Origin of the sequence: Marinomonas transparens, from assembly GCF_016463975.1 — a bacterium.
Lineage (GTDB): Bacteria > Pseudomonadota > Gammaproteobacteria > Pseudomonadales > Marinomonadaceae > Marinomonas > Marinomonas transparens.
Genome location: NZ_JAEMNX010000005.1, coordinates 69,239 through 93,877, shown reverse-complemented (window position 1 = coordinate 93,877; position 24,639 = coordinate 69,239). Strand labels below are relative to the sequence as shown.

General features: G+C 42.8%; 23 protein-coding genes. 8 read left to right on the top strand and 15 right to left on the bottom strand.

The features are described 5' to 3' along the window. Nucleotides 1–16 precede the first annotated feature (16 nt). The 4 genes from I8J31_RS06765 to rsgA form a co-directional block, all read right to left on the bottom strand. Nucleotides 17–817 carry a M48 family metallopeptidase gene (locus I8J31_RS06765; protein WP_199467524.1) on the bottom strand — a complete coding sequence of 267 codons (801 nt, stop codon included), beginning with the start codon at nucleotides 815–817 and terminating at the stop codon, nucleotides 17–19. A 138-nt stretch (nucleotides 818–955) separates the two neighbouring features. Next, a complete protein-coding gene (locus I8J31_RS06760) occupies nucleotides 956–1,831 on the bottom strand; it encodes an alpha/beta fold hydrolase (RefSeq protein WP_199467523.1) in 876 nt (291 codons plus the stop codon). 97 nt (nucleotides 1,832–1,928) lie between these two features. Next, nucleotides 1,929–2,456 (bottom strand): menaquinone-dependent protoporphyrinogen IX dehydrogenase, encoded by a 528-nt coding sequence (hemG, locus tag I8J31_RS06755; protein WP_199467522.1) that lies wholly within the window; start codon nucleotides 2,454–2,456, stop codon nucleotides 1,929–1,931. A 166-nt stretch (nucleotides 2,457–2,622) separates the two neighbouring features. Beyond that, a complete protein-coding gene (gene rsgA, locus I8J31_RS06750) occupies nucleotides 2,623–3,597 on the bottom strand; it encodes a ribosome small subunit-dependent GTPase A (RefSeq protein WP_199467521.1) in 975 nt (324 codons plus the stop codon). A 379-nt stretch (nucleotides 3,598–3,976) separates the two neighbouring features. Here rsgA and I8J31_RS06745 point away from each other — a divergent pair, with 379 nt between their 5' ends. Continuing rightward, nucleotides 3,977–4,714 carry a type 1 glutamine amidotransferase gene (locus tag I8J31_RS06745; protein WP_199467520.1) on the top strand — a complete coding sequence of 246 codons (738 nt, stop codon included), beginning with the start codon at nucleotides 3,977–3,979 and terminating at the stop codon, nucleotides 4,712–4,714. A gap of 330 nt (nucleotides 4,715–5,044) precedes the next feature. Then, nucleotides 5,045–5,512 carry a hypothetical protein gene (locus I8J31_RS06740; RefSeq protein ID WP_199467519.1) on the top strand — a complete coding sequence of 156 codons (468 nt, stop codon included), beginning with the start codon at nucleotides 5,045–5,047 and terminating at the stop codon, nucleotides 5,510–5,512. Between the two features lie 152 nt (nucleotides 5,513–5,664). On the opposite strand, the gene I8J31_RS06735 is transcribed toward I8J31_RS06740, so the two are convergent. The 6 genes from I8J31_RS06735 to rnt form a co-directional block, all read right to left on the bottom strand. After that, on the bottom strand, nucleotides 5,665–7,833 hold the full coding sequence (locus tag I8J31_RS06735; protein WP_199467518.1) for a TonB-dependent siderophore receptor: 2,169 nt from the start codon (nucleotides 7,831–7,833) through the stop codon (nucleotides 5,665–5,667). Between the two features lie 151 nt (nucleotides 7,834–7,984). After that, nucleotides 7,985–8,242 carry an HP1242/YdcH family protein gene (locus I8J31_RS06730; RefSeq protein WP_199467517.1) on the bottom strand — a complete coding sequence of 86 codons (258 nt, stop codon included), beginning with the start codon at nucleotides 8,240–8,242 and terminating at the stop codon, nucleotides 7,985–7,987. 185 nt (nucleotides 8,243–8,427) lie between these two features. After that, the gene (locus I8J31_RS06725; RefSeq protein ID WP_199467516.1) at nucleotides 8,428–8,697 is read right to left on the bottom strand and encodes an HP1242/YdcH family protein; all 270 of its coding nucleotides are present in this window, start codon (nucleotides 8,695–8,697) and stop codon (nucleotides 8,428–8,430) included. 255 nt (nucleotides 8,698–8,952) lie between these two features. Then, entirely contained in the window at nucleotides 8,953–11,547 is a 2,595-nt protein-coding gene (locus I8J31_RS06720) for a DUF748 domain-containing protein (RefSeq protein ID WP_199467515.1), read from the bottom strand. A gap of 33 nt (nucleotides 11,548–11,580) precedes the next feature. Continuing rightward, nucleotides 11,581–11,997, bottom strand: a complete 417-nt coding sequence (locus I8J31_RS06715) for a YbaN family protein (protein ID WP_233402633.1) — start codon at nucleotides 11,995–11,997, stop codon at nucleotides 11,581–11,583. Nucleotides 11,998–12,114: 117 nt separating this feature from the next. Further along, the gene (rnt, locus tag I8J31_RS06710; protein ID WP_199467514.1) at nucleotides 12,115–12,786 is read right to left on the bottom strand and encodes a ribonuclease T; all 672 of its coding nucleotides are present in this window, start codon (nucleotides 12,784–12,786) and stop codon (nucleotides 12,115–12,117) included. A 94-nt stretch (nucleotides 12,787–12,880) separates the two neighbouring features. Between rnt and I8J31_RS06705 the strand changes: the two genes are divergently transcribed. The 5 genes from I8J31_RS06705 to I8J31_RS06685 all read left to right on the top strand — a co-directional run bounded on the left by I8J31_RS06705 (nucleotide 12,881) and on the right by I8J31_RS06685 (nucleotide 17,558). Continuing rightward, entirely contained in the window at nucleotides 12,881–13,768 is an 888-nt protein-coding gene (locus I8J31_RS06705) for a flagellar protein MotY (RefSeq protein ID WP_199467513.1), read from the top strand. 181 nt (nucleotides 13,769–13,949) lie between these two features. Continuing rightward, the gene (locus I8J31_RS06700; RefSeq protein ID WP_199467512.1) at nucleotides 13,950–15,182 is read left to right on the top strand and encodes an argininosuccinate synthase; all 1,233 of its coding nucleotides are present in this window, start codon (nucleotides 13,950–13,952) and stop codon (nucleotides 15,180–15,182) included. 155 nt (nucleotides 15,183–15,337) lie between these two features. Continuing rightward, a complete protein-coding gene (locus I8J31_RS06695; RefSeq protein WP_199467511.1) occupies nucleotides 15,338–16,231 on the top strand; it encodes a ribokinase in 894 nt (297 codons plus the stop codon). Nucleotides 16,232–16,255: 24 nt separating this feature from the next. After that, nucleotides 16,256–17,197, top strand: coding sequence for a nucleoside hydrolase (locus tag I8J31_RS06690; RefSeq protein WP_199467510.1), 942 nt, complete (start codon nucleotides 16,256–16,258; stop codon nucleotides 17,195–17,197). 88 nt (nucleotides 17,198–17,285) lie between these two features. After that, nucleotides 17,286–17,558 (top strand): RNA recognition motif domain-containing protein, encoded by a 273-nt coding sequence (locus tag I8J31_RS06685; protein ID WP_199467509.1) that lies wholly within the window; start codon nucleotides 17,286–17,288, stop codon nucleotides 17,556–17,558. A gap of 57 nt (nucleotides 17,559–17,615) precedes the next feature. Here the strand turns inward: I8J31_RS06685 and I8J31_RS06680 are convergent, their stop codons facing one another. Continuing rightward, nucleotides 17,616–17,942, bottom strand: coding sequence for a hypothetical protein (locus I8J31_RS06680; protein ID WP_199467508.1), 327 nt, complete (start codon nucleotides 17,940–17,942; stop codon nucleotides 17,616–17,618). Between the two features lie 177 nt (nucleotides 17,943–18,119). Further along, nucleotides 18,120–19,460: an omega-aminotransferase AptA gene (aptA, locus tag I8J31_RS06675; protein ID WP_199467507.1), complete on the bottom strand. Its 1,341-nt coding sequence runs from the start codon at nucleotides 19,458–19,460 to the stop codon at nucleotides 18,120–18,122. Between the two features lie 560 nt (nucleotides 19,461–20,020). On the opposite strand from aptA, the gene cqsA reads away from it, so the two are divergent. After that, nucleotides 20,021–21,244: an alpha-hydroxyketone-type quorum-sensing autoinducer synthase gene (gene cqsA / locus I8J31_RS06670; protein ID WP_199467506.1), complete on the top strand. Its 1,224-nt coding sequence runs from the start codon at nucleotides 20,021–20,023 to the stop codon at nucleotides 21,242–21,244. 87 nt (nucleotides 21,245–21,331) lie between these two features. On the opposite strand, the gene I8J31_RS06665 is transcribed toward cqsA, so the two are convergent. The 3 genes from I8J31_RS06665 to nth form a co-directional block, all read right to left on the bottom strand. Then, nucleotides 21,332–22,369 (bottom strand): response regulator transcription factor, encoded by a 1,038-nt coding sequence (locus I8J31_RS06665; RefSeq protein WP_199467505.1) that lies wholly within the window; start codon nucleotides 22,367–22,369, stop codon nucleotides 21,332–21,334. A gap of 30 nt (nucleotides 22,370–22,399) precedes the next feature. Beyond that, nucleotides 22,400–23,482 carry a sensor histidine kinase gene (locus I8J31_RS06660; protein WP_233402632.1) on the bottom strand — a complete coding sequence of 361 codons (1,083 nt, stop codon included), beginning with the start codon at nucleotides 23,480–23,482 and terminating at the stop codon, nucleotides 22,400–22,402. Between the two features lie 468 nt (nucleotides 23,483–23,950). After that, nucleotides 23,951–24,586 (bottom strand): endonuclease III, encoded by a 636-nt coding sequence (gene nth / locus I8J31_RS06655; protein WP_199467503.1) that lies wholly within the window; start codon nucleotides 24,584–24,586, stop codon nucleotides 23,951–23,953. Nucleotides 24,587–24,639 lie beyond the last annotated feature (53 nt).

The following is a 24,639-nucleotide window of genomic DNA, read 5'->3' as shown; positions in this document are numbered from 1 at the left end:
TATTGGGCAGTAAGCGTTAATAGCAGTTTGCTAGTCTGCCTGCTGCTTTCAGCGTTTGGTAGATGGCCAATGGCTCTTGCATTGCTGCGCTTAGGTCTTCGATTCGTGTTTGATTAGAAGGGTGGGTTGATAGAAATTCTGGGGTATTGCTTTTACCCTGTTTACTCATGTTTTGCCAAAGCTTAACGCTTTCTCTTGGATCAAAGCCCGCTTTCGCCATTAGGTCGAGTCCCATTTGATCCGCTTCTGATTCATGAGTACGGCTGAAAGGTAAAATGATGCCTACTTGAGCACCAATTCCTAGGCCTTGGAAAATCAGTTGTTTGGTTTGACTTTCTTCGCCGCTAAGTGCTTGGGCGACTTGTAATGTTTGGCTGGTGGCCAGTTGTGTTGAGACTCTTTCATTACCATGGCGAGCCAACACATGGCCCACTTCGTGTCCCATTACCGCTGCCAGTTGAGATTGATTACTGGCGACTTTTAAAAGACCTGTGTAAACACCGATTTTATACCCGGGTAGGGCAAAAGCATTGACCTGCTCGTCTTCAAAGACTCGCACTTCCCACGCTTGCGCGCGATATTTTTCGGGCAATTCAGCGATTAGGCGATTAGCGACGCACTCTACGTCATTAATTTTTTTTGTGTTTTGAGTTTGCGGTGTGGCTGTTTTCATTTCTTGAAAAGACGCTATGCCCATTTCATCCAATTGTGAATCAGGGAGCAAGATAAGCTGCTTTCTACCTGTTGGAGAAGTACTGCATGCTATGAGTAATGCTGAAATGAGGGTGATTGTGGTGAGTTTTAGCATGCTTTTCATTGATCAAGGGTCTCTTTGAATGGCTGTTTTTTATGGCGGAAGCGACGATGTTGCTGATGATGACAGATTAACCTAATAGCCTTTATATTGCAGCCTGAATAAAAGGACTTAGTGCTAAGCCCTTTTATTCATTAAGGGTTACTTGGTTAGCTCATCCATTTTGCGAATAGCGCCTTTTACATTTGCCACATGGGTTAGGTTGATAATATGACTAGCACCTTGAATCCATTGTACTTCTAGGTTGTTTTTTTTGAATAGCGTTTTTGCATAGTTTGCGCTTTCTGGGTTCACTAACTCATCCTTGGTGCCTTGTAAAATCAATACAGGTAGGGTCAGGTTAGCTAGTTTGTTTTGTGCTTGTTCTAAACTATGGGACAGATCCAACACTTCTAAATTGGAGTTTGCCCATTCATCAGGAATGATGGCATTGGGAATCCAATCTAACAGGGTATTATACCAACGGGGCTCGGCCAGTTTAGGCTCTAAATCTCCCGCGAGTATGATGACGCCTCTGGTGTACTCTGGGTAATCCGCTGCCAGCATGGGCACCAAAGACGCACCGAGGGAATGTCCCACCAAAATGACTTTTTTATGGCCGTTTTTTTGCCATATGTCTTTTAACATTGGGCCTATTTCATCAGATTGAGTTTGCAGGTTGGTGGGGAACACGTTACCTGCATAACCTGATTTCCCCCAGCCAGGGCGATCAATCGAAGTAATTTGGTAATCCTGTATCAGCTTTTTTTCTAAAAAGTATCGAGCAAAGGATGACCAGTCTCCCGGTGTGCCATGAACAAATACCACAGTTGGTCGAGCGTTATTGATGGCTTCGTTGCTGACATAGTGCAGCCGATGGCTGGGTTGTGGTTGGTCTACGGTAACGTATTCATTATGAATGAGGTTCGGGGTTTGCATCACTTCTTGCGCAATGGCTTCATTTTCTTTGATTTCCTTGGGCATAGCACAAGCGGTTAACAGCAAAGTAAATCCACTAAAAATCACAATTTTTGTCATGGGTTTTGTCGCCTTTTTTGGGTTATCTTCTGACCTTGCTGTTATTCTATAAGTTCCCTATGACAAAAAGACTTTCTTACTAGAGTCTTTTCAGGTTCTAGAGATCACAAACCGCAGTAGCGAAGTCATCAACACTTTGCCAGTTGGTAAATTCTATATTGCTACTTGGGTCAGTTGGTCCCTTGGTCATCCACATAATAAAACGAATCATATTACGATCAATAAAACTGTAACTTTGGTAATTTAATTTACCTGCGAATACGCCTTTTAAGTTTGGTTTCCAATTGAGTTGAGTCAAAAATTTTATGATGTATGGGTTGGTCTCTGGCTGGCATTTTTCTGCTTTTCGAGCGACTAGGTTGACGGTATAAAAAGCACTTGGTTTGCTTTCTAATAGAGTCTTGTTTTGTGTAATAAAGTCCGCAACGACTTGCTGATGTTTACCGTAACGAATACTTGCTCCGATAACGAGTTTGTCATGTTGATCTAGGCTGTCTTGAGTGGCTTCTTCAATGGGTAATAGCGTAACGGTATGACCTTGTTGTTCAATGACTTGTTGCATATGTTGGCTGATTTTTCTGGTATGGCCATCTGTGGTTGAGTAGATAAGTAAAGTCTTCGACATGTGAATTCAGAAACTGCCTCTGTGAATTAGGTTCGCCGTGCTCAGCGTTAGATTGTGATCTGTTATAAACACTCGCTGGCTTGCTGTAAAGCGGGTTTCATATTACACAGAAAATAAAAAGCGACTTACCGATTGAAAGTCGCTTTTTCTTTGCATTGATTAGAGATCATTCCTCTGAGCTGTGTTTTCTGGCGCGAATATCCGTTTTAGCAGTTCGGTTGAGTTTTTCTTGGGATTTAATTTTTGCTTTTAGGTTGTCATCATTATCTTCGTGATGAAGTTTCAAAAACTCCGCGACTCTTTGCTTCGTCAAGCGTTTATCTGCTACTGCTGCGGTAATGGCGCAACCAGGTTCTCCATGGTGCTGACAGTCACTAAAACGGCATTGTTCAGCTAGCGCTAGGATGTCAGCAAAACTGCCAATGATATTGTTATCAAACTCAGTAAGTTGTAGTTCACGTAATCCTTGGGTGTCGAGTAGTAGAGCACCAGATGGCATGGGTTGTAATGAATTTGACGTACCTATGGTCCTCTTTTGTTGCTTATCTGTTGTTTTCATTAGAGTGTTGATTAGAGCGGATTTACCTGCGCCAACGGCACCTAATAGAGCAACGGTTTCGCCACTTTTTAACCATGGAGCTAAGCAAGTTAGGCTGTCCACATCTAGGGCGTTGACGGCTTCAACCATGAGTAGCGGATCAAGTCGCTCTACTTGGGCGCGTTTTTCATCGGCATCTTTACTGGTGTCTGCTTTAGTTAATACCACCACAGCGTTTGCTTGAGCTTGATGGGTGAGTTCTAAATAACGTTTGATAAGTGCCAAGTTGAAACTCTCATTCAACGCACAAAGTAAAAATACCGTGTCTATGTTGGCTGCGATATTGTCAAATTCAGAGCGTCTATCGAGAAGGCGCAAAAAATTATGGTCAGTATCTGTGACTACCCAGTCGCCCACCGTCATGGCTGGCATATTTGAATCAATGTTGAGTTGAAACAAGCCCATTTCACCTATGAGTTCATAGGTACTTTCTTGGTGAGAACAAATCCGTGCAATACGATTAAACTCCAAGTCATCCAATGACAGTTGTTGCTGAAAATAAGGTTGCCAACCTAGTTCCAATAAAGAGAAAGTAAAATCCATTAATTTAATCCTAAGCGTAAAACGCGATCTTAAATGTAGAGCTAAGTTTCTAGGGGTCAACTGATTATAAAGCTACGAAGTGCTGCTTTTAATCCGTTTTTCTTTATAGAACATCGTTTTATTTTCCTAAAGCAAGCGATGTTATTTTTTGAGATTAGCATAGTGTATAAAATGAAAAAATAAAACGCTCGTGCGGATAGCAAAGATTATAAAAATCTTCTTCAATGTTAAAGCGGCAAAATTCTTGCTTGAAATACATGAATGTTTCATCGGTTTATCATGTTGGCATTTTTGATTATGTTGAGTGCTATCTTATTTATCCGTTTTGTTAAAGGAAAGAGAGTAGTTTAATAATCGCAAAGTTGAAAAGGTGGTTTTAATGAAAATAGGGTTGTTAGCAGCTGGTATTACGCCAGACACTTTATTACCTAGCTTTGGTTCCTATGCAGGAATGTTTGTTACTTTGCTGACAAAGCAAAATACGGCTTTTGAGTTTGAAACTTTTAATGTGCGAAACGATGTATTTCCAAACAGTGTTTTGCAATGTGATGCATGGCTGATTACTGGCTCTCGCTCTAATGTGTACGAACGTGAGCCTTGGATGCTTAAGCTCAATGAGTGGATTCGTAAGATAGATGAAAATAAGCAGCCATTGGTTGGTATTTGTTTTGGCCATCAAATTATTGCTGATGCTTTAGGAGGCGAAGTCGCTAAGTTTCATGGTGGTTGGGGAGTGGGTATTCATCAATATGATGTGGTCCAAGGTGTGGCATCTTTGCCTGAGCATTTAACGTCTTTTTCAATTTGTGCTATGCACCAAGATCAAGTGGTGACGAAACCGCCACGGGCGAAAGTATTTGCGCATTCTGACTTCTGCCAACATGCAGGCTTGGTTTACGGTGAGCATATTTTGACTTTACAAGGTCACCCTGAGTTCAGTAAAGCTTATGAAACGGTATTAATTGAAAGCCTAGGGAAAAGCGGTAGTTTCTCTGCAGAAATAGCAGAGCAAGGTCGTCAAAGTGTCGCGCAAACAACGCTAGACTCTTTTGAAGTAGCGGCTTGGGTTGCGCGGTTTATCGAATCTGCCCATAGAGCTCGATCTGTAGCCGCTTAAAAGCAGCGAATATTTCAAGGTATTAAGCTTTAAACGTCCTTCTAAATTGGGGCGTTTTTTCGTTTGTGCACTGTTTTCGAATCAGGCTAAAAGTCGTTATGTCAGGTTGGAGGTGTCGCTTTAATTGGTTTTCATTTTTTTGTCTTATTGTGGGTTCATACTGGGGGCTTGTTTAGTGAGGTAAACTTGAATTAAGAACTGTCTGATTGTCTTGCTTATTTATGTAAAGAAGCAAAATAAGTAGGTCGATGTCGTGGTAATACTGGTTCTTGGCATAGCCTTTGAATGATTTCTGTATTCTTAAACTCACCATTTATCGAAGGGACCCAAGTGATGAGAGATGTTCAAAGGTTCAGCCTCTTGCCTGAGCTGAATCTAGATTTGAAAATATTATGTGACATGCTTTCAATAAGTCTTGATGCCTATTCTGCGAATGTTGCTCTTTACAGGCGCATTACAACTTGTCTTGAACAATATGCCTTTCAACGTATTTCTTTTTTGTATTGGTCGCTTTCGGAGCAATTGCTATTTTGTTTGGAAGCCTTACCGCAAGACACTGGAACGATGAACCCTGAGGCGGGCTATATTGGCAAAGCGTATTTAGCGGCGACAAAAGCGCCGATTGAAAAAGCACCAAAGAGAATGGTTGTGGTCAATAAGCAAGCATTGAAGCGTTTGAAAAAGTTAGGGGCTAAGTTGGATGATAGGCAATATGCCATGGCTGTTAACCAATGTTTAATGAAAATTCAGATGATGGCTAGCCAAGATCAACGCTATCAAGTGAGGCTAACAGGCTAATGCTGTTCACTTAAGTAAAGAAAGCGAGGTCCAGTGGGCCTCGCATGGTAAAGCAATGAAAGACGAGATATCCAGTATTTTGTAATGCTGTTTCGCTTAAGTGAACAGCATTAGATTAAGTGATCCTTTTTTAATCGGCTGTTAAGGCTAGCTTAGAAGTCGTAAGCCGCCGAAACATACACTCGGCGTCGTTCGCCGACGAAGGAACCGATGTTTTCGGTAAAGCCGCTCACGGCGTATTCCTTGTCTAACAGGTTTTTGATGTTTAATTGGAATGTCCAGTCCTGCCAGTTCGTTTGCCAAGACGCATCGTATACCCTGTAGGGTTTGACCGTTTGGCCTTGTCGGTTGATTTGGCTACTGACGTAGTTGGCACCAAAGGCAATCGATGAGGTAATGGTTGGGAAGTCGTATCGAGTCCAAGCACCTAGTTGATTATAGGGGGTGTTGGCAAAGCGATCGCCGTTGGCGTATTGAATGCCGTCACCCTCTATATCCGCCTTTACTCGTGTATCGTTGTAAGCGTAACTCAGGTTAGCGACCCAACGTGGGGTGATATCGGCCATGATATCCAGCTCTATGCCTTGACTACGCACTTTGCCAATGGAAACCGACAAATTGCTATCGTTAGGGTCTTCTTGCAGGATGTTTTTGCGAATAATGTGATAGGCCGCTAGGTTCACATTGAGCTTGTTGTTAAACCAATAAGAACGAACGCCTGCTTCGAACTGTTGGCTTTCTTCCGGGTCGAACGGGCCTCCGGCACTGGGTTGTTGGTCTGCGGCATCCTGTGGAACAAAGCCGGTAGAGAAAGACGTATAGGGTTTCCAGTTATCGCTAATGTGGTAAGTCGCACCAAGGCGAGTCGAGTAGCCGGTGTCGTTATAATCGTCTTTGGTGTTATTTATGTGGTTTTCGAGGGTCTCTTCTATACGGTCAATCCTAGCGCCTGCTAATAGATTCAAGCGATCTGTCGCGCGCCATTGGTCTTGGGCATAAATGCCGATTCGCTCAGCCAGCACGTTTCTGTCTGCGTTTAAGTTTAAGCTGTAATGACTGACATCATCTTGATCATAGATGGGGTTGGTTAGGCTCAGGTTTGAAACGCCGTCACCTGTGCCGGTTGCCCGTGAGTATTGGTAACCTTTATCAAGGTGGTAGTAATCGCTTCCGACGAGCAATGTGTGGTTATCCAGTTCCGCGGTTAGGCTAGCAGCAAAACTCACGCCCTTGTTGGTACGTACTTGGTCACGGTATTGGCGTCGTGTGGTGTCAGAGATACCGTCACTGTTGGTATCGAGTAGTCTGTTGACTTCATGGTATTTTTGCGTTTCTGTGCTGTCAAAATAGCGTGCAGAAAAGCGGCTGCTTAGCCAAGTATTGATGTCGTGGTCGAGTGTTGCTTGAAAGACCTGCGCATCAAGCTGTTGATAATCGCTTTTTTCGTTGTTGTTCCACGAGGTGTCGGCTAAGAAATTACCATCGTCATCGGTTGGGATGCCGCGTAGGCGAGCGCCTGTAATATGTTGGTAGGTGTCTGTGTATTGCAGGGTAAGTGTATTGTTGTCGTTTAGATCCCACGCGTAACCTAGATCAATGATTTGGTTTTCTTCTTCAACATTATTGCGATAGGAGTCTTGGTCATCCGAATAAATACCGACTCGGTAGCGTTGTGATGCGTCTTCATTGATTGGACCTGAGGACTCAACGCTGCCGCTCAAGAAGTTCTTATTACCGGCGCTGACTTTAAGGCTATTTTTCTGTTCGTAGGTTGGTTTTTTCGTCACGTAGTTTATGACACCACCGGGTTCACCCGCGCCATATACTGCACCAGAAGGGCCTTTTAATACTTGTACTTGTTCTATGGTGAAAAGTTGTGGGATAGCAAAAAAGTCGCCGCCTAGAGCGTCACCTTTCATACCATCGTAAAGTACTTCGTTTTGACTAAAGCCACGCAATGTGACATTGGATACGTTGTTTTGCGACATGCCAGAAATAGAGCGATATAGGTCTGTAATCTGACGAGCAGCTTGGTCTTTGATCAGGGTTTCTGTGACCACTTGTACCGATTGTGGGATTTCATCAATAGGCGTTGCGGTTCTGGTTGCTAGGGTAGCTTCGTCTTCTTTGTAGTAAGAAAGCGCGCGGCCTTCGACTTGAATTCCTTGGAGTTGTACGTTGGATCCATCCTTAGTTTCTTGCTTCGAGTCATTCGAAGATATATTGGCATGGATGCTGCTTTTGGAATCGGCAAGCAGGTGGCTGGAAAAAGCCAATGCGCCGCAAGTCTGCATCATAATAAGGGTGGTTTTTAACGTCATAGCACAACCGTATTTTGAAATAATGGATTGCGCATAATAATGCAGTTGATAACCATTATCAATTAATAAGGTTGTTTTAAGTCATGCCTAAGTGAGTGGGGAATAAAAAGGCCATCCAGAAGGATAGCCTTTGATTTGCTTGCTTAAAACATTAACTCGCGCGAGCTTGAGATTCTTTTTTCAGATAACCAAATAGAGTGTCTTTCAGTTGCAAGCGTTGTTTCTTAAGCTTCTCTTCTTCAAAGGTGGTTGAAGGCACAATTTCCTGCTCCATTTTTTCAATTTCATGGGTGAGGTGGTTATATTCATCCCATAGTTTTTTGAAGTGAGCATCAGACAACTTTAAGGCATGAATGTCGTCTTTGAACTCTGGAAACTCGTTGATTAAGCTGTGATGTTCGATTGCCATTTTTATATTCCCTCTGTGGATGTTCTTTATCATTAGAGTAACGCTGCCTTAATAATGAAGCCTTGATATCGATCAGGTTTGATGAGCTCTTATGGTGAATTTTCGAACAACCTGTTGCTATGATGGGATGCTGACTTGCAAGAGGGGGCAGAAAAATAGGCTGCTGTTGAGCAGCCTATCTTAGGTTATGCAGCTGAGTTAGTGTTATAAAACTTGGCTTCTTTTTTTAGGTAACCAAACAATATGTCTTTTAGTTGAGTGCGCTGCTTTGTGAATTTTTTCTGTGTCATGCTGGTAAAGGTGATGGACTTCTGTTCCATTTTTTCAAGTTCGTGGGCTAGAAAATGAAATTCATCAAATAGCTTTCTGAAGTGCGCATCGGTTAATTTTAAACGGTTAATATCGCTTTCAAATTGTGGGAATTCGTTACCTAGGGTTTGCTTATACCTCAGCATGATGCTCTCCTTTATTTATTGTTTTACCCCGAGCCACTGCTTATACACTCATGGTTTAATTTGCGCCTGATATGCAAAGACCCCATTATTTGGTGGTGAACAGTATTTGCTGTTGAAAAGGCCGCTAAATATTAGTTCTTTTACTTTTTTATTATGGTCGGTGAAGGACTGTTTCGCTTGTAATGATTTGTAGCTCTATGAAAGAGTATTGTAAGTTGGCCCAGATTGCCGAAATGGAATAAGGGCCGTGTGGGGTTAAAAATTGAGCTCGATTCTTGGTTTGCTATTTTTCGCTAGGTCGACTTCTGGTGCACAGAGAAAAATCCGTGATGAGTCGATGCCTTGTGCAATTAGGTAGTCTTTCAAGTGTTCAGACCTTTGTACCGCAAGCTTTTTGGCCGCTTCTTTGCTGGCTGGATCTAGGTCATCGCTTGGTGGCTGATCAATGCCTAGGTCGAGGAAGCTACTTACGCCACAGGCTTTTAATTTACTTTCTTCCTTGTCTTTCATAAGCGCACTGAGCTGTTCAAGAAAGTTATCTTGGCTGGTATTTAAATGAGCGTCTTCTGCAATGAATAATAGGGGTTCGACTCGAATTTTTAGTAGTTGCTCACCGGCAAATTTTGCCACACTGATAACATTTGCGTAGGGCACAAAGGTTTGCATCAGGTAGCTGCTAGAGGCTTGGAAGAGCGCGTTGCGAATCGGCACCATTAAGAAGTTTTGCCAGCCAAACTCTGGGTTTTCGACATCGCCAGTAAGAGGGATGTTTAAGTCGATGTTGTTGTCGCTGTCTTTTAGTATGCCAACAGCAATATTCAGGGGCATAGCGCCTGCTTTGATGGCTGAGCTGCTTTCTTTGCTGCCGCCTAGGTCAAATTCTCTTAGCAATAGGTGTGAGTTACCGTTGAGTTTGCCGTTGTCTGCCTCTAGGGTGAGGTCAAGGTTCAGTTGGCCTGAATCGATTTGATAACCCAATGCATCGGCAATGTACGAAGAGTAGGGGGGTAACTCGGCCTCTTTAATAATGAACTCGCTTTGCATGGTGAGTTTATCGGCCATTGGCCATATTTTAACGTCATTTTGAATGGTGGAATATTTACCATTGCGGGCTTTAAGGGCGAAGGTAGCGGCCTGATCTTTGTCTTTAGTATTGAGATTATGCAGTGACAATGTATCAATGTTTAGGGTGCGTTTTAGTGCTGGCGAAATACTATTGTCTTCCATATAAAGGCTAGATTCGCCTGTCATCTCATAGTTATCTAAGATGACATGGTAGGGGGCTTTGAAGGCCGGGTTTTGCTCTGCATTCTGGGTGTTCTGCATCGCATTTTCTGCGTCTGCCGCTTGTGGTGGCGCGGCACTTTCAAACGAGGTAGGAGCGGTTTGTGCTTCTGCATCAACAAAAATAAGGTTCTTTATATTCTTGTTGGCATCAAGAAATAAGCTCGCTGTCATTGAATCTGTGATGATGCTTTTGATTAAGGCGCCATCTTGGTCTGCTTCTAAGTTGGCGATTTTGATCGTGCCAATGTGAGCCAGTGGAGCGAGCGCGGGCTGGCTATTTAATAGTTCGGAGAGGGTTAGATCAGAGATGGTTAATTCAGCAAGCTGGGCGTTGAAATTGTCTCCCTGTGCTGAAAAGTTAACACCATTAAACCCGGCTTCTGTCCATGCGGCAATGCGTTTGTTTTTAGCAAGTTGGCTGTCTAATGCTTGGCTAGAAAAAGTAACATTTGTACCTGTGATTTTGGGACCTAGATCATTCTCCGCGACAACCTCTAGTATGTCTATGCTGAGTTGGGTATTGCCAATAGAAGCCTGTGTTTCACCTTGAGTGAATTGTGTTTGCTTAGATTCTAAATGGATATTCGCGCTAGCTGACATTTGCTCGGCAGAGACAAATTGAAGGCTAGATTGTTGAATATCTAGCTTGGTCAATGCCGTTGCAACGTGATCTTGCTCGTTAAGCATTAGGTCGAGGTTTTCTACTTGTGTATTTAGGTCTAGGTTGTTTAATTGATAGCTAGGTACATCGCCGACTTGTTCTTGGAGAAACTGGAATGACAGTTTGAGACCTAGGGTGCCGTTCCCTTGGTTATAGGGAGCGGGTAAAAAATGGGCAAAGCTACTGAGAGGTAAGCTGGTTTTGTCTATTTCAACATCGGCCTTGGTTGTTTGAGGTGAGTAGCTGAACTGACTTTTTATTCCTACCGTCGCTTCATTGAGCAAAGCGGCTAAAGCGATTTTTCCTTGCCAATTAAGCTCGCTTCCAGATAAGTCTTTTATACTGAAATTTTGAATGGTGACCGTATCTGATTCGATAGGGCTGTCATTGTCCGCTTGGCGAGATAGGTGGAAATGACTGTTGGTGAAAGAAAAGCTCGGCAGTTTGATGTGCCAAGGTTCGCTGCTTTCTACTACTTCTTCGCTTGTTGTTTCTTGCTTTTCTATTTGTGGTTCTTCACTTAAGAATTGAGCGGTATTGATGCCAGCAATTATCCAATCGTTTTGGCGTTGGTCGACAACTATGTTCAGGCCGTCAATGCTGGCTTTAGAAATGGTAACGGTGCGGGTGAATAGGGGAAATATACTGACTTCGAAAACCGCATGTTTGAGTGTCAGAGTGTCTTGGTTCTGATTATGAATAGCAACCTCTTCCAGTTCCATTTTAGGCGGGAAAAAATTAATAGATAGATGGTCGATAGAAAGTTCTTGGCCTTGTTCTTCGATATAAGCCGATAAATAGTGCTTGGCGACAAAGGGGGTAATTAGCCAGATCAAAGTAATGAGTCCTGCAATTACCACGAATGGTAAGAAGACAAAGTGACGGAAGTGTTGACGAGTCATGGTGAGCCTTTATGAATGCTTGATTAGTTTTGCTTAGCCAGTTTCGTTTTTGTTTTCTGAACGAAGTGGCATTCTTAATAAATAAATACTGACGGCGGTGCCAATACAAATAAGGCCAATGGTTGCCCAAAAACGCGAAACGATAAAGATAGAAATCGCCATGCCTGCCCACATAAACATAATGGCTCTATTGCGAGAGCGTCTAGGTATGCCATCGCCAGATTGCCAATCACGAATAATTGGTCCGAAATGTTTATGTTGAATAAGCCAGGTATGGAAACGCACGGATGATTTAGAAAAGCACCAAGCGGCGAGCAAGACCAGAGGGGTTGTAGGTAGTAGCGGGAGAAAAATACCAATAATGCCAGTGATGAGTGAGAACCAGCCCAACATGATATAAAAAATCTTTTTTCCCTGCATACGAAGGTCACTTGTTATGGTGGATGGCATTAATATATTCGTATTCTAACGTTTGCTAGATGATAATTACTAGTTTGCTTTTAGGTAGAAGTGTAAACGTTTGAAACGATAAAGAACGAGCGATTTTGGTGAACTCGTTCTTTAGTCTTAATTGCCTGATTGGAAAAGGGCCTCCATGCTGTCTTCTTCAACTTCGTTGATGATAAGAGGCCAGCCGCCAAGACGCTTCAATCTATTGACCATTTCGCAAAAGAGTTCGGCGGTTTTTTCAGTGTCGTATTTTGCTGAGTGGGCTTCTGCGTTGCTAAATGGAATGGCCGCGGCTTCACAGGCTTTCGCTAAAACAGTTTGACCATACACCAAACCCGCTAAACTGGCCGTATCGAAGCTAGAGAAGGGGTGGAAAGGATTGCGTTTTATGTCTGAGCGTTCAATGGCTGCATTTAAAAAACCATGATCGAAGGCGGCATTATGACCCACTAGAATGGCACGCTTACAGCCTACTGATTTTAGTTCTTTACGAACTTTCGCGAACATTTGTGTAATGGCTTCTGTTTCTGGCATGTCTTGTCGATCAGGGGCGTAAGGGTCAATACCAGTAAAGTCCAACGCGGCTTTTTCTAGGTTGGCGCCTTCAAATGGCTTGATCAAAAACTCCAATGTTTCATGGATATAAAGGTCGCCATTTTCATCCATTCGAAGGATACTGGCAGCCATTTCTAACAAAGCATCGGTTTTTTGATTAAAGCCTGCGGTTTCTACGTCGATAACAATGGGTAGGAAACCTCGGAATCGGTCTTTGATTTCATGGTTTGACAAAAAATGATCCTTAATGCGGCCGTTTGTTCAAGGTTGACGGTATAGATAAGCTATGATCATAACACAATAGATAATGCATGAACGAGATGTCTCAATGGGAATAACCCAACAATTTTTAATTTGTATTGGCTGTTTGCTGGCTGTTCTGCTGCCTGTTGGGCAAGCTAATGCACTCACTTATTATCAATCTGGTATTACTGATTCTCAATGGCAACTTTCAGGAGATATTTTTTCCTGTCGCTTAACTCACCCTGTTCCCCATTATGGTGAAGGTCGTTTTATTAAAGAAGCGGGCGAACCGATGAAGTTTGTTTTACAGCCGCATAATGAAAAGCTTGGGCCGGGTCAGGTATATATTATTTCAAAAGCGCCTAATTGGTCGCCGGGTATTAAACCGGAAACCTTACAAATATTACCTTATCCGGGCTATGGCTTAACGGTTGAGGTTGGCGGTAAAGTGGCCGAACGTATGCTCACCAGTTTAGATCGTGGTCGTCATCCGATTGTCGCTGGAAAGGCGTGGGAGGATAAACGCGAAACGGTTGAAGTTGGGCTTTCTAATATTAATTTTGCGCCTGCCTATAACGAATTTCGTCGTTGCTTGTCTTCTCTGTTGCCAGTGAATTACGGACAAATTGCTCGAACTGCCGCTTTGTTCCCTAAAAATGGTAAGGAACTGACGGACCCTATTAAATCTCGTTTGAACCTGATTGCTCTTTATGTCTCTTCTGATCCAAGTGTGGAGTACATCTATATTGATGGTCACACGGATATTATCGGCTCTCGTCGCGACAACCGTGAATTATCAAAAATTCGTGCCGAAAGAGTAACGGCTTATTTATTGGATAGAGGGGTTCCAGCAAGTAAAATCATTTCTCGATATCATGGAGAGCGTTACCCTTCCGTCAGTAACAATACCGCGAAAGGCCGCGAGCGTAATCGACGGGTGACCATACGTTTGGAAAAAGCGGAGAACAAATAATCGCGTTTTAAGGTGTTACTATCAAAAGCCCCTGTTTTCGTCGAATTATCTTTACGAACAGGGGCTTTTTGCTTGCTAAGCAAGGGGTGAAATCTTACACTTAGCAACCCCCTTTTTTAATCATTTGCGTCGCCATTTTAACTGGTGAGGGAACGCAATACCCTTGAGGAGAATAGAAAGAATGTCTGACGTGAAGAAGGTAGTGCTAGCCTATTCTGGCGGCCTTGATACTTCCGTAATCGTGAAGTGGCTTCAAGAAGAGTATAACTGTGAAGTGGTCACCTTTACTGCTGACTTGGGTCAGGGTGAAGAGGTTGAACCAGCTCGCGCGAAAGCTCAAGCGTTGGGTATTAAGGAAATCTACATCGAAGATTTGCGTGAAGAATTTGTTCGCGATTTCGTTTTCCCTATGTTCCGTGCCAATACTATTTATGAAGGCGAGTATCTACTTGGTACTTCTATTGCGCGTCCTCTGATCGCGAAACGCTTGATCGAGATTGCCAATGAAACCGGTGCGGATGCGATTTCTCATGGTGCAACGGGTAAAGGTAACGACCAAGTACGTTTTGAGCTGGGTGCTTATGCTCTTAAACCGGGCGTTAAAGTAATTGCCCCTTGGCGTGAATGGGATCTTACTTCTCGTGAAACGCTCATGGCATACTGCGAAGAACATAAGATCCCCGTGGATTTCTCGACTAAGAAGAAAAAATCTCCTTACTCTATGGACGCGAACTTGCTGCACATCTCTTTTGAAGGTGATCAGCTTGAAGATCCTTGGACTGAGCCAGAAGACGATATGTGGCGTTGGTCTGTATCGCCTGAAGATGCGCCAAATGAAGCGACTTATATCGAAATCGGTTACGAAAAAGGCGACCCAGTTTCTATCAATGGTGAAGCAATGTCTCCTGCAACTATCTTGGAAACATTGAACAAGATTGGTGGCGCGAATGGCATTGGCCGTGTTGATATCGTAGAAAACCGTTTTGTGGGTATGAAAGCGCGTGGCTGTTATGAAACACCGGGCGGCACTATCATGATGAGGGCCCATCGTGCGATCGAATCCATCACGTTAGACCGTGAAGCGATGCACCTAAAAGATGAAATGATGCCTCGTTATGCCAAAATTATTTATAACGGTTTCTGGTGGTCTGAAGAGCGCCGCATGATGCAAGCTTTGATTGATACCTCTCAAACTTATGTAAATGGTACGGTTCGTTTGAAACTCTACAAAGGGAATGTCACCGTTGTGGGTCGTCAGTCTGAGAACAGTTTGTTCGACAGCTCTATCGCAACATTTGAAGACGATGCCGGTGCTTACGATCAGAAAGACGCAGCGGGCTTTATTAAGCTTAATGCTTTGCGTATGCGTATTGCTGCGCAGAAAGGCCGTGGTTTTCTTGATAAAGACAACTAAGCGATAAAAGTTTATAAAAAAACGCTCCATTCTTGAAGAATTGGGGCGTTTTTTATTTTTGTACAGTTGGTCAGGTTTGTGTTGGTTTAGCCTATATAACCTTGTTTAGATTCGCTATGCTGTATGTTGAAAGAAGAGTTGAAGGATGAGTAATCATGACAATTTATAACTTTGGTTCGATTAATCTCGATCACCTTTATCAGCTTGATCATTTTGTTCGACCGGGTGAAACCATGGCATCGAATAGCTACCAACGTTTATTAGGTGGTAAAGGCGCTAATCAATCTGTTGCTTTGGCAAAAGCGGGCGCGGATGTTAAACATGTGGGAGCGATTCATCACACTGACCAGTCGATTTTACAGCAGCTCCAGTCTTTGGGAGTGGATATAGGTTTAATTGCTTTGCTTGATGTGCCGACAGGGCACGCCATTATTCAGCTTAATAAAGAAGCGGAAAATGCCATCATTTTGTATCAGGGCGCGAATCATGCATTAACTGAAGCACAGGTTGATCAGGTGCTTGAGCAAGCGACTGCAGAAGATTGGGTGTTATTGCAAAATGAGACTAACCTGATTGAATACATTATGCGTAAAGCTCAGCAACAGGGAGTTAAGGTTGCTTTTAACCCCGCCCCTATGGACGCAGAATTGACTAAGCAAGTGTTGCCTTTTGTTGATTTATTAATCGTTAACGAAGTGGAAGCCATGGATCTGATAGGGGTTGATAATGTTGATGCCGCTATCACAGGACTTCCAGCGGCTTATCCTGACTTGGCCGTATTAATGACCTTAGGAAAGGCAGGCGTACGCTACTTTAAAAAAGACATTAATGTGTTTGTGAAGGCGTTTTCTGTTGAGGCGGTAGATACGACGGCAGCAGGAGATACCTTTATTGGTTTTTGCTTGTCTTCCTTAATGAATAACGACGAGATGACACAAGCCTTGACTCGTGCTTGCGCCGCCTCAGCGATTTGTGTCACGCGCTTGGGGGCTGCGATAACCATTCCCACGGCACAAGATGTGACCGAGTTTTTAGCCAATCATGTATAAAGAAGTAAGAGGATAGAAAAGATTATGGCTCGTAAAATTATTATCGATACGGATCCCGGCATAGATGATGCGATGGCGATTTTTTTTGCTTTCCAAGCTCCTGAGTTGGAAGTGCTGGGCTTAACGACAACCTTTGGTAACGTATCGGTTGAATTGGCTACACAAAATGCAATTACCCTAACTGAAATCGCAAAAGTGGATGTGCCTGTTGCAAGTGGTGTTGTTGTTCCTAGAGTGATTGCTCCTCTACCTCACCCTGATTTTGTGCATGGTAAAGATGGCTTTGGTAATATCGATTGGCCTGCACCAAAAGGCAAAGCCATCGATAAAAGTGCGGCACAGTTTATTGTTGATACGGTGCGTGAGTTTCCCGGAGAAGTGACCATTGTGGCGCTTGGCCCATTAGGAAACTTAGCCGCAGCGTTAGAACTAGATCCTGACTTGGCTGGTTTAGTCGATGAGGTGGTTTTGATGGGGGGAACAGCGATTGAATACGGCAATGTATCGCCCGTTGCAGAAGCCAATATTATGAATGACCCTCACGCTGCCGATCTCGTCTTCACTGCGCCTTGGCAGGTAACCATGATAGGCCTTGATGTGACGCATCAGGTGTTACTAGATAATTCGGTATTGGAGCGCATTCGAACGGCCAACCCAGCAGAAGGTGAGTTTTTATATCAATGTTCACAGTATTACATCGACTTTTACAGCAGCCGATTTGATATGGATGGTTGTTATTTCCATGATGCCTCAACCATTGCCTATGTGATGGATCCAAGTATTTTTGGTGTTGAGCTTGGCGCGGTACGTGTTGCTTGTGAAGGCATTGGCATTGGTCAAACTATCTTTGCTCCACAAGGGATGGACTTTCCGTCACCCAATTGGGTAGATGTGCCTATGACACAGGTTTGTATGGAAGTAGACAGTGATAAATTGCTTAAACTATTCGAGACAACCATGTCCTAAGTCGCTAGAATGAAACTATTAAAAGGCATGGAACCTCCCATGCCTTTTTTATTGCGCGCTATTTTTGAAATTAAGCCCTGAGAGAAGTATGAAATTATTAATTAGAAACCTTGACCGCAGCACCACAGAAGAAGAGCTAAGGGAGTTATTTGCTACACACGGTACTTTACAGTCTTGTACCCTTGTAATGGACAAACAAACCGGAGAGTCGAAAGGCTTTGCTTTTGTTGAAATGCCAAAAGTTGGTGAGGCTAAAGTAGCAATTAAAGTTCTGAATGGTATGGAAGTAGATGGTGCTAAAATTCGTGTTAAGAAAGCGGAAGATGTGCCACAAGCAGAAGGCAGTGCTGAGAAAAAATAAGCTTTTAGTTTTTGGATTTATTTCGCATATATTATCTAGCACTGCCTTTATGGTGCGCTAAGAATGTCCAGCAATGAAGGCTTTAATAAAGTTAATATCTTTTTCGATAATAGTGTGAAATTTTAGTCTGATAGTATGTTTATCATGTTCGTTAAGAATATCCAGGCTGGGGTCGCATAGTATTTTAATAAATGCGGTTCTACCTTCGTGAATGGCTTTCAATTCCAATTTCACCAGTTTAGAGCCCTGCAAACCTGATGGGGCTTCTACCTCGATCATCTTAGTTGATATGTGCTTGCAATGTATTGGCATGACTATGCCATTAGTTAAATAAAGTGAGCCGCTCCAAAAACAACGTACATATTGGGAGGTTGCAGTCGCCATTGCTTTATCCTATGAAGAGTGAAAGGTTAAAGTTATTTTTTGTAGTTTTTTGTCAGAGGCTATTATAGTGAAAATCATGGAAACAGCTAGAGGTTAAAGAGACGATTTTATTAAATCACAATGTTATGACAGATTTTTAACATGACATAACATTGTGCTTTTTAACGTGGCAAGAGGCTATTGGTTTTGTTCTTGTAAGGAATCACCCAAGGCATTGATTAGACTATCCATTTCTGCCTTTTCAGTTGCGAAAGGCGGCGCTAGTTGTATGGTATCTGCACCGTAACGAACATAGTAGCCTTTATCCCACATAGACATGGCAATTTGGAAAGGTCGCTTGGAGGGTTCACCGTCTACTGGCGCTATGGTAATACCAGCCGCAAAACCATAATTGCGAATGTCTGTGATGATGGGGTTGGCATCTCTTAATTGATGCACGCAGTTTTCCCACACTGGACTCATGTCTTTAACGCGCGCAATCAGGTTTTGCTGTTTTATCTCCTCCAATGAAGCAAGACCTGCAGCACAGGCGATTGGGTGAGCTGAATAGGTGTAGCCGTGGGGGATTTCTAGCATATAATCTGGACCGCCGTTGTCCATAAATGTGTCGTAGATTTCTTGTTTGAATGCCACAGCCCCCATGGGAATGACGCCATTAGTGACTTGCTTTGCCATAGTAATGGCATCAGGTATTACGCCAAATGCTTCTGAGCCTGTTTGAGCGCCCATGCGCCCGAAGGCGGTAATGACCTCATCGAAAATCAACAGAATATTATGTTGATCACAAATCTCCCGTAATCTTTGTAAATAGCCTTTAGGCGGTATGATCACGCCACCAGAGCCTGACATTGGTTCAACAATAACAGCCGCAATGTTTGATGCATCGTGCATAGTAATGAGGTTGAGTAGCTCGTCAGCACGCTCTTTGCCTATATCAGCCATACCTTTAGAGAACTCACTACCCGGAACTTGGGTATGGGGTAAATGATAAGATTCCAAACCTTGTCCATAAAGGGTTCTATTGGCTGGAATACCTCCGACACTAAAACCTGAAATGCCTGCACCATGGTAGCCTTTAGCGCGGCCAATGAATTTGGTTTTGGTGCCCATGCCTTTTTTACGCCAATAAGCACGAGCGACTTTAAGGGCGGTATCGACAGATTCGGAACCAGAGCCAGTAAAGAAAATACGGTTTAATCCGCTAGGCATGAATTCACTGATTTTTTCTGCCAAGAGAAAAGATTTTTCGTGGCCAAATTGAAACGCAGGGGAGTAGTCTAATGTTTTGACTTGATTTGCAACCGCTTCGTTAATGCTTGGAACGCTATGTCCTAAACCACAGGTCCATAAACCAGAAAGACCATCGAAGATTTTTCGGCCATCTAAGTCTGTGTAATAACGGCCTTCAGCAGAGACTATGATTCTTGGGTCTTTTTTAAATTGACGATTGCCTGTGTAGGCCATCCAGTGGGCATCAAGCTGAGCTTGAGTTAAGCGGGATTTAACGATATGGCTCATGGCGCTCTCTCTTAAAAATAGATAGGGATAAGTAGAGAATGCCGAGAAGGAAAGGTTTAGTAAATTAGATGTTATTTATTTTCACATAATCTTTTAGTTAACTTTTTTGTATAAACGGTTGGCCTCTTAATCCTTTTTTAAATAGTTAGTCGTGGATGGTTTTCTTTTTAACGTCGAGGGTACTTTTTGTTTTGAACGCTTAAGTCCCAAGTTTTTCAACATTTCCTATCATTGGTTAGGTTAATTACTCATTACAATGGTTCGTGGCCTCTAATGGTTAGGGGCAACAATACAGCTTTGAAAATTGGAAGTAGGCATTCAAGTAGTATTAGCCAGTCTTGACATATTTTCTGATGGTTTGTTGCTAATAATGAGTTGGGTAAAATTCATGGACGGTTTGATTTTTGGGATAGTGGTATCGCTATTCAGTAGGTGTTTACCCATCTAGTTAGGTCTTACTAGGAAGGTTTTATTCGTTGGTCTTTGCTACTTATTTGTACTTTTTTCCTTTTTTGAGCATTTTCAAAACATCCATGCCATAGGGCATTAGGAGAAAGTACATGACGACCAAAATCGATAACTATCCTCATTATTTGGTGGAAAAAGTAAATAAGCATCTTCAGAGACGTGATCACTTAGGTGGGCGCAATCTTTTACATGGCCTTAACCCAACAGCATCTTCGCTTAGGCTGCTTAGTAATGACTACCTTTCCTTGGCTAGTCATCCTAAAGTTAGCATGGCACAAAGAAAGGTACTGGTTGACTTAGATAATTTTGTTCTTATGTCTTCTGCCTTTATGTGTGGGGATAACCCACAGCTTCATTTTGAACGGCGTATGGCTGATTTTATGGGCTCTGATGAGACGGTTCTGTGTCAGTCTGGGTATAACGCTAATATAGGCTTGGTACAGGCGATTGTTGAAGACGCTCATGTACCCATATATATCGATATGATGGGGCATATGTCCTTGTGGGACGGTACGCATTTTGGTAGATCGCCGGTTTATCCATTTCGTCATAATAATGTGGATCATCTTATGTCGTTGATTGATCGCCATGGCCCCGGTTTGGTGATGGTTGATTCGGTATACAGTACGAATGGCAGTGTTTGCCCTCTAAAGGAGTTGGTTAATGCAGCCTATGGAAAAGGTTGCCTATTATTGGTTGATGAGTCTCATTCCTTGGGAACTCATGGTCCACAAGGGCGTGGTCTGGTGGTGGAATATGGTCTACAAGATAAGGTGATGTTCCGTACCGCTAGCTTGGCGAAAGCTTTTGCTGGGCGCGCTGGTATTATTAGCTGTCCAAAAGGCTTTGCTGATTATTTTAAATGTACGGCCAACCCTTCTATTTTCAGTTCTGCTCTGTTGCCTTATGAAATTGCTGGCTTAAATGCCACCTTGGATTTGATTATTCGCGCAGATGATAGGCGTGAGCAACTGCGTCATAATGCAAATTACCTGAAGCGAGCCTTGAGAGACCTGGGTTACAATACCGAGGCTTCGCAATCGCAAATTATTGCGCTTGAATCGGGAACCGAGCGGCAAACGATGATATTAAAAGATGCATTAGAGTCTAGGGATGTGTTTGGCTCGGTATTTTGTGCACCTGCAACCGCTAAAAACCGTGCCTTGATGCGCTTATCCGTCAATGCCGGGCTAACGGAAAGTCAACTAGGTCATATTGTTAAGGTATTTAAGGATATTAGGTGGGAAGTTGAGTTTGACCAATGGCGCTCAACTCATAAATTATCGCGCTCTTTTCAACAGGTCGCAATGGCTTGATGTTGAGTTAAGTACTTTTAGATTTCACAAAGGGGTTAGCCTAGCTCAACCCCTTTCATTGAAGGGGTTGAAAGGCCTAAAGACATTTTATGTGGTGGAATTGAGCGCTGTGTTATCTTGGAAGTATTGCTGTAAGGAAGCCGCCTGAGTACCTTGCTGGGGAGGTGTGTTTGTTTCTTGAATAAAGGTCGCTAGGTAGGGTTCTTTTCCATGGATTTTTGTACTTGGGTAGCAGTATTTTTGCCAGTCTGAGCCTATATTAGGATGATAAAAGCCGTCTAATGTAGGGAATAAAGGCAGGCTGGATGAGCTGTCTAGTACCCTAAGTAAGGCCTCTGGCGCCCCGGCATCCGTCGCTACTTCTTTATGAACTTTCATGTCTTCTTTATTTAATAACAGTAGTCTATGTTTTTCCCCTTGTTCATTGAACATAAAAAAATCTAATGACGCCGGGCTTAATTCGGTGTGTAAATGATATTCCACGATGTTTTTTTGCCTAATAAGAGCAAAGAAATAGCCTACTACTGCAGGGTCATCAATTAAGGGGCTGCTTGCTTTTAAGCCTTCTCTGACTACTCGTGTCATCTCGTTGAAATAGTCTTGTTGATAATGCCGAATCAATTCATTTATTTTTGGGAGAATATCTTGGGTGCTTTTCTTCAAATAATAATCAATGACCTTATTGTTTAAGGCTTCGATGGCGACCTCTTCATCCGCAACGCCAGTGAGGAGGATTTTTTTGACATAGGGATTTTCAATGGCATTACAGACGTCTAAGCCATTGTAACCAGTCCCTGACATAGCATAGTCGGTGATCAGCACGGATGGTTCTGAAAAGCGTTTGTGGTCGAGGGTTTTGTGTAAGATGGATTTGCGATCAAGTTTATAATGGTAAGACGAGTCGTTATTAGTTGATAGGAAGTCTTGTTCGAGTAAAGGTTGGTATTGAGTATGGCCGTTGATGTAATCAATGGCTGCTGTGGGGTCAATAAAAGCCTGATAGGCGACATGCGTGTTTAGTGCTAAGGGGATGCTGTCTAAAAATGCCTGATGGTCATCTAAAAAAACCACGGTAGTAGGGTGATAATAGGCATTAATTATTTTTTGATTAGATTTAAGCATCATTAAAATTCCATCTTTTTAGTTACTATTTTTTTAGTTTTTTTGTTCCGTCATGGGAAAAGAAAGCACAAACTCTGTAAATTCTCCAAGTTCAGAGTCGCATTTAATGCTGGCATTAAAGCTCTCTAATACTTTTTTACAAAACGCTAAACCAATGCCCGTTCCAGCCCCCTTATCCTGATTGCCGGAAGAATAAAAGTTTTCAAAAATTGAGTCTTTGTCCTGTAGCGAGATCCCTCTGCCATTGTCTCTAAAATAGAGAAGGTTTGCATTAGGCTTTTTATCTAGGGTTATTTCAATACTGGCTTCCGAAACATCATTTGTAAATACTAGGGCATTTTTAAGCAGATTAAAAATCACATGCATCATGAGTATATCCGAGCCTAAAAACTGAAAGTCTTTACTAAGTTCTGTTTTGACAACTTTACGTTCTTTATTGGAGTCGAACGGATAGCGCTGAAGTGCTTGGGTGATGATATTTGCCATAGAAAAGTGCTCGAGCTCTTCCCTATTTACTTTGGGGTTGCTCAAGTTCATTAATAGCATGTCAATAACGGTATTGGAATGCCTGACTTCGCTTTCGATTTGCTTTATGGAATGCTCTAAGGCGTTAAATGCATCTGACCTGATCGTGTTTGTGACCAGGTTATGCACTTTCGCTAATTCATAGGCGTGTAGTAGTTTAGGTAGATTTTTTTCTAGTCCATAGGCATGGTTTCGAATGGTCATCAGTGGCGTTCTTAGTTCATGAGAAACCTCAGCTCCAATAGATGCTAGTACTTTGAGCTTTTCCTGTTTTAATCGATAGGGATAATAAAAAATGATGCTAGTGGTGATGATCAAAAAAGTATAGATAGGTAGTTGGACAAGGTAGGGGCTGAATACGACTTTATCGACGGTTAGAGCATAGGCCAATATAGCTAGTAATGAACCGATAAGAAACATAGTTATGAATAATATCCAGTTGTAAGCTGCCAATATTAGTAAGGTCAACCCCGCCATAGTTGACATAGACCAGACAATGTTGCCGTTGTTCATCAGTAACATATAAGTAAAAAAGAAGGGTAACGCGTAAGTCATGCCAACTAGCCAGTAGAGGTTAGCATATGGTCGCATCCAGCTCGGCCAAACTTTTAGGAGTGTTAGCCCTAAAAATAAAAGGCTGCCTAGTAGGCGTAATGCTAGGCTATCATAAGGCTGTGGAAATATATAAGTCCATAGCAAATAGTATGACGGGAAACCAATTAGGCCAATTATACCTATGTAAAAAGCGTGGGGTAGAAAATATTCTGCACTCTCGGAGAGTGAACGACAGATATGACTATACACACCATTTAGCCATATTTTCATGGATCGCACTTTATATTCTTCCTTGAAAGTGATTCGCTCATAATAATGAATATGCTATTTTTTTTGTTGATTGAGTAAAAAAGACAATACCTTATGTCGCCGTGATGCGTTTGATTTTTAATCAGACCATGCTGGCCATGCTATTACAGTCAAGTAGTTATGACAATGTGATTGAGCGAGAATAGCGTGTCCAGTGGTTTTGGCTTGGCTAGTTTTATTGAAAAGAAGCAGGCGTTAGCTAGAGGTCTTATCTTTAAACTCACAAAGGTCTTCAATAATACAAGCGTCACATTTCGGCTTACGTGCCACACAAATGTAGCGCCCATGAAGTATCATCCAGTGGTGAGCATCGAGTAAAAACTCTTTCGGAACAAATTTGAGTAGCTTCATTTCCACTTCTAACACGTTTTTCCCCGGTGCGACTTTAGTGCGATTTCCAAAACGGAAAATATGCGTATCTACCGCCATGGCGACCTGTCGAAAAGCCGTGTTGAGCACCACATTCGCGGTTTTACGGCCAACACCGGGTAGGGCTTCTAGCTCTTCGCGGGTTTCTGGCACCACACTGTTGTGCTTTTCGATCAAGAGTTGACAGGTTTTTATGGCGTTTTCGGCTTTGGCATTAAACAATCCGATGGTTTTGATATAGCTTTTTAGCCCATCAACCCCCAGAGCCAGCATGGTTTCAGGGGTATTAGCTACGGGGAAGAGCTTGCGAGTGGCTTTATTGACACTGACGTCGGTCGCTTGAGCGGAGAACAAAACAGCGATAAGTAATTCAAAAGGCGAACTGTATTCCAGTTCCGTAACGGGATTTGGGTTTTCCGCTCGTAAGCGTGAAAAAATCTCGTGGCGCTTTTGTTTATTCACTTTACCTACCTTTCGTTTTACTTTTTTCCAATCTTCCTCCATAGCAGGGGGAG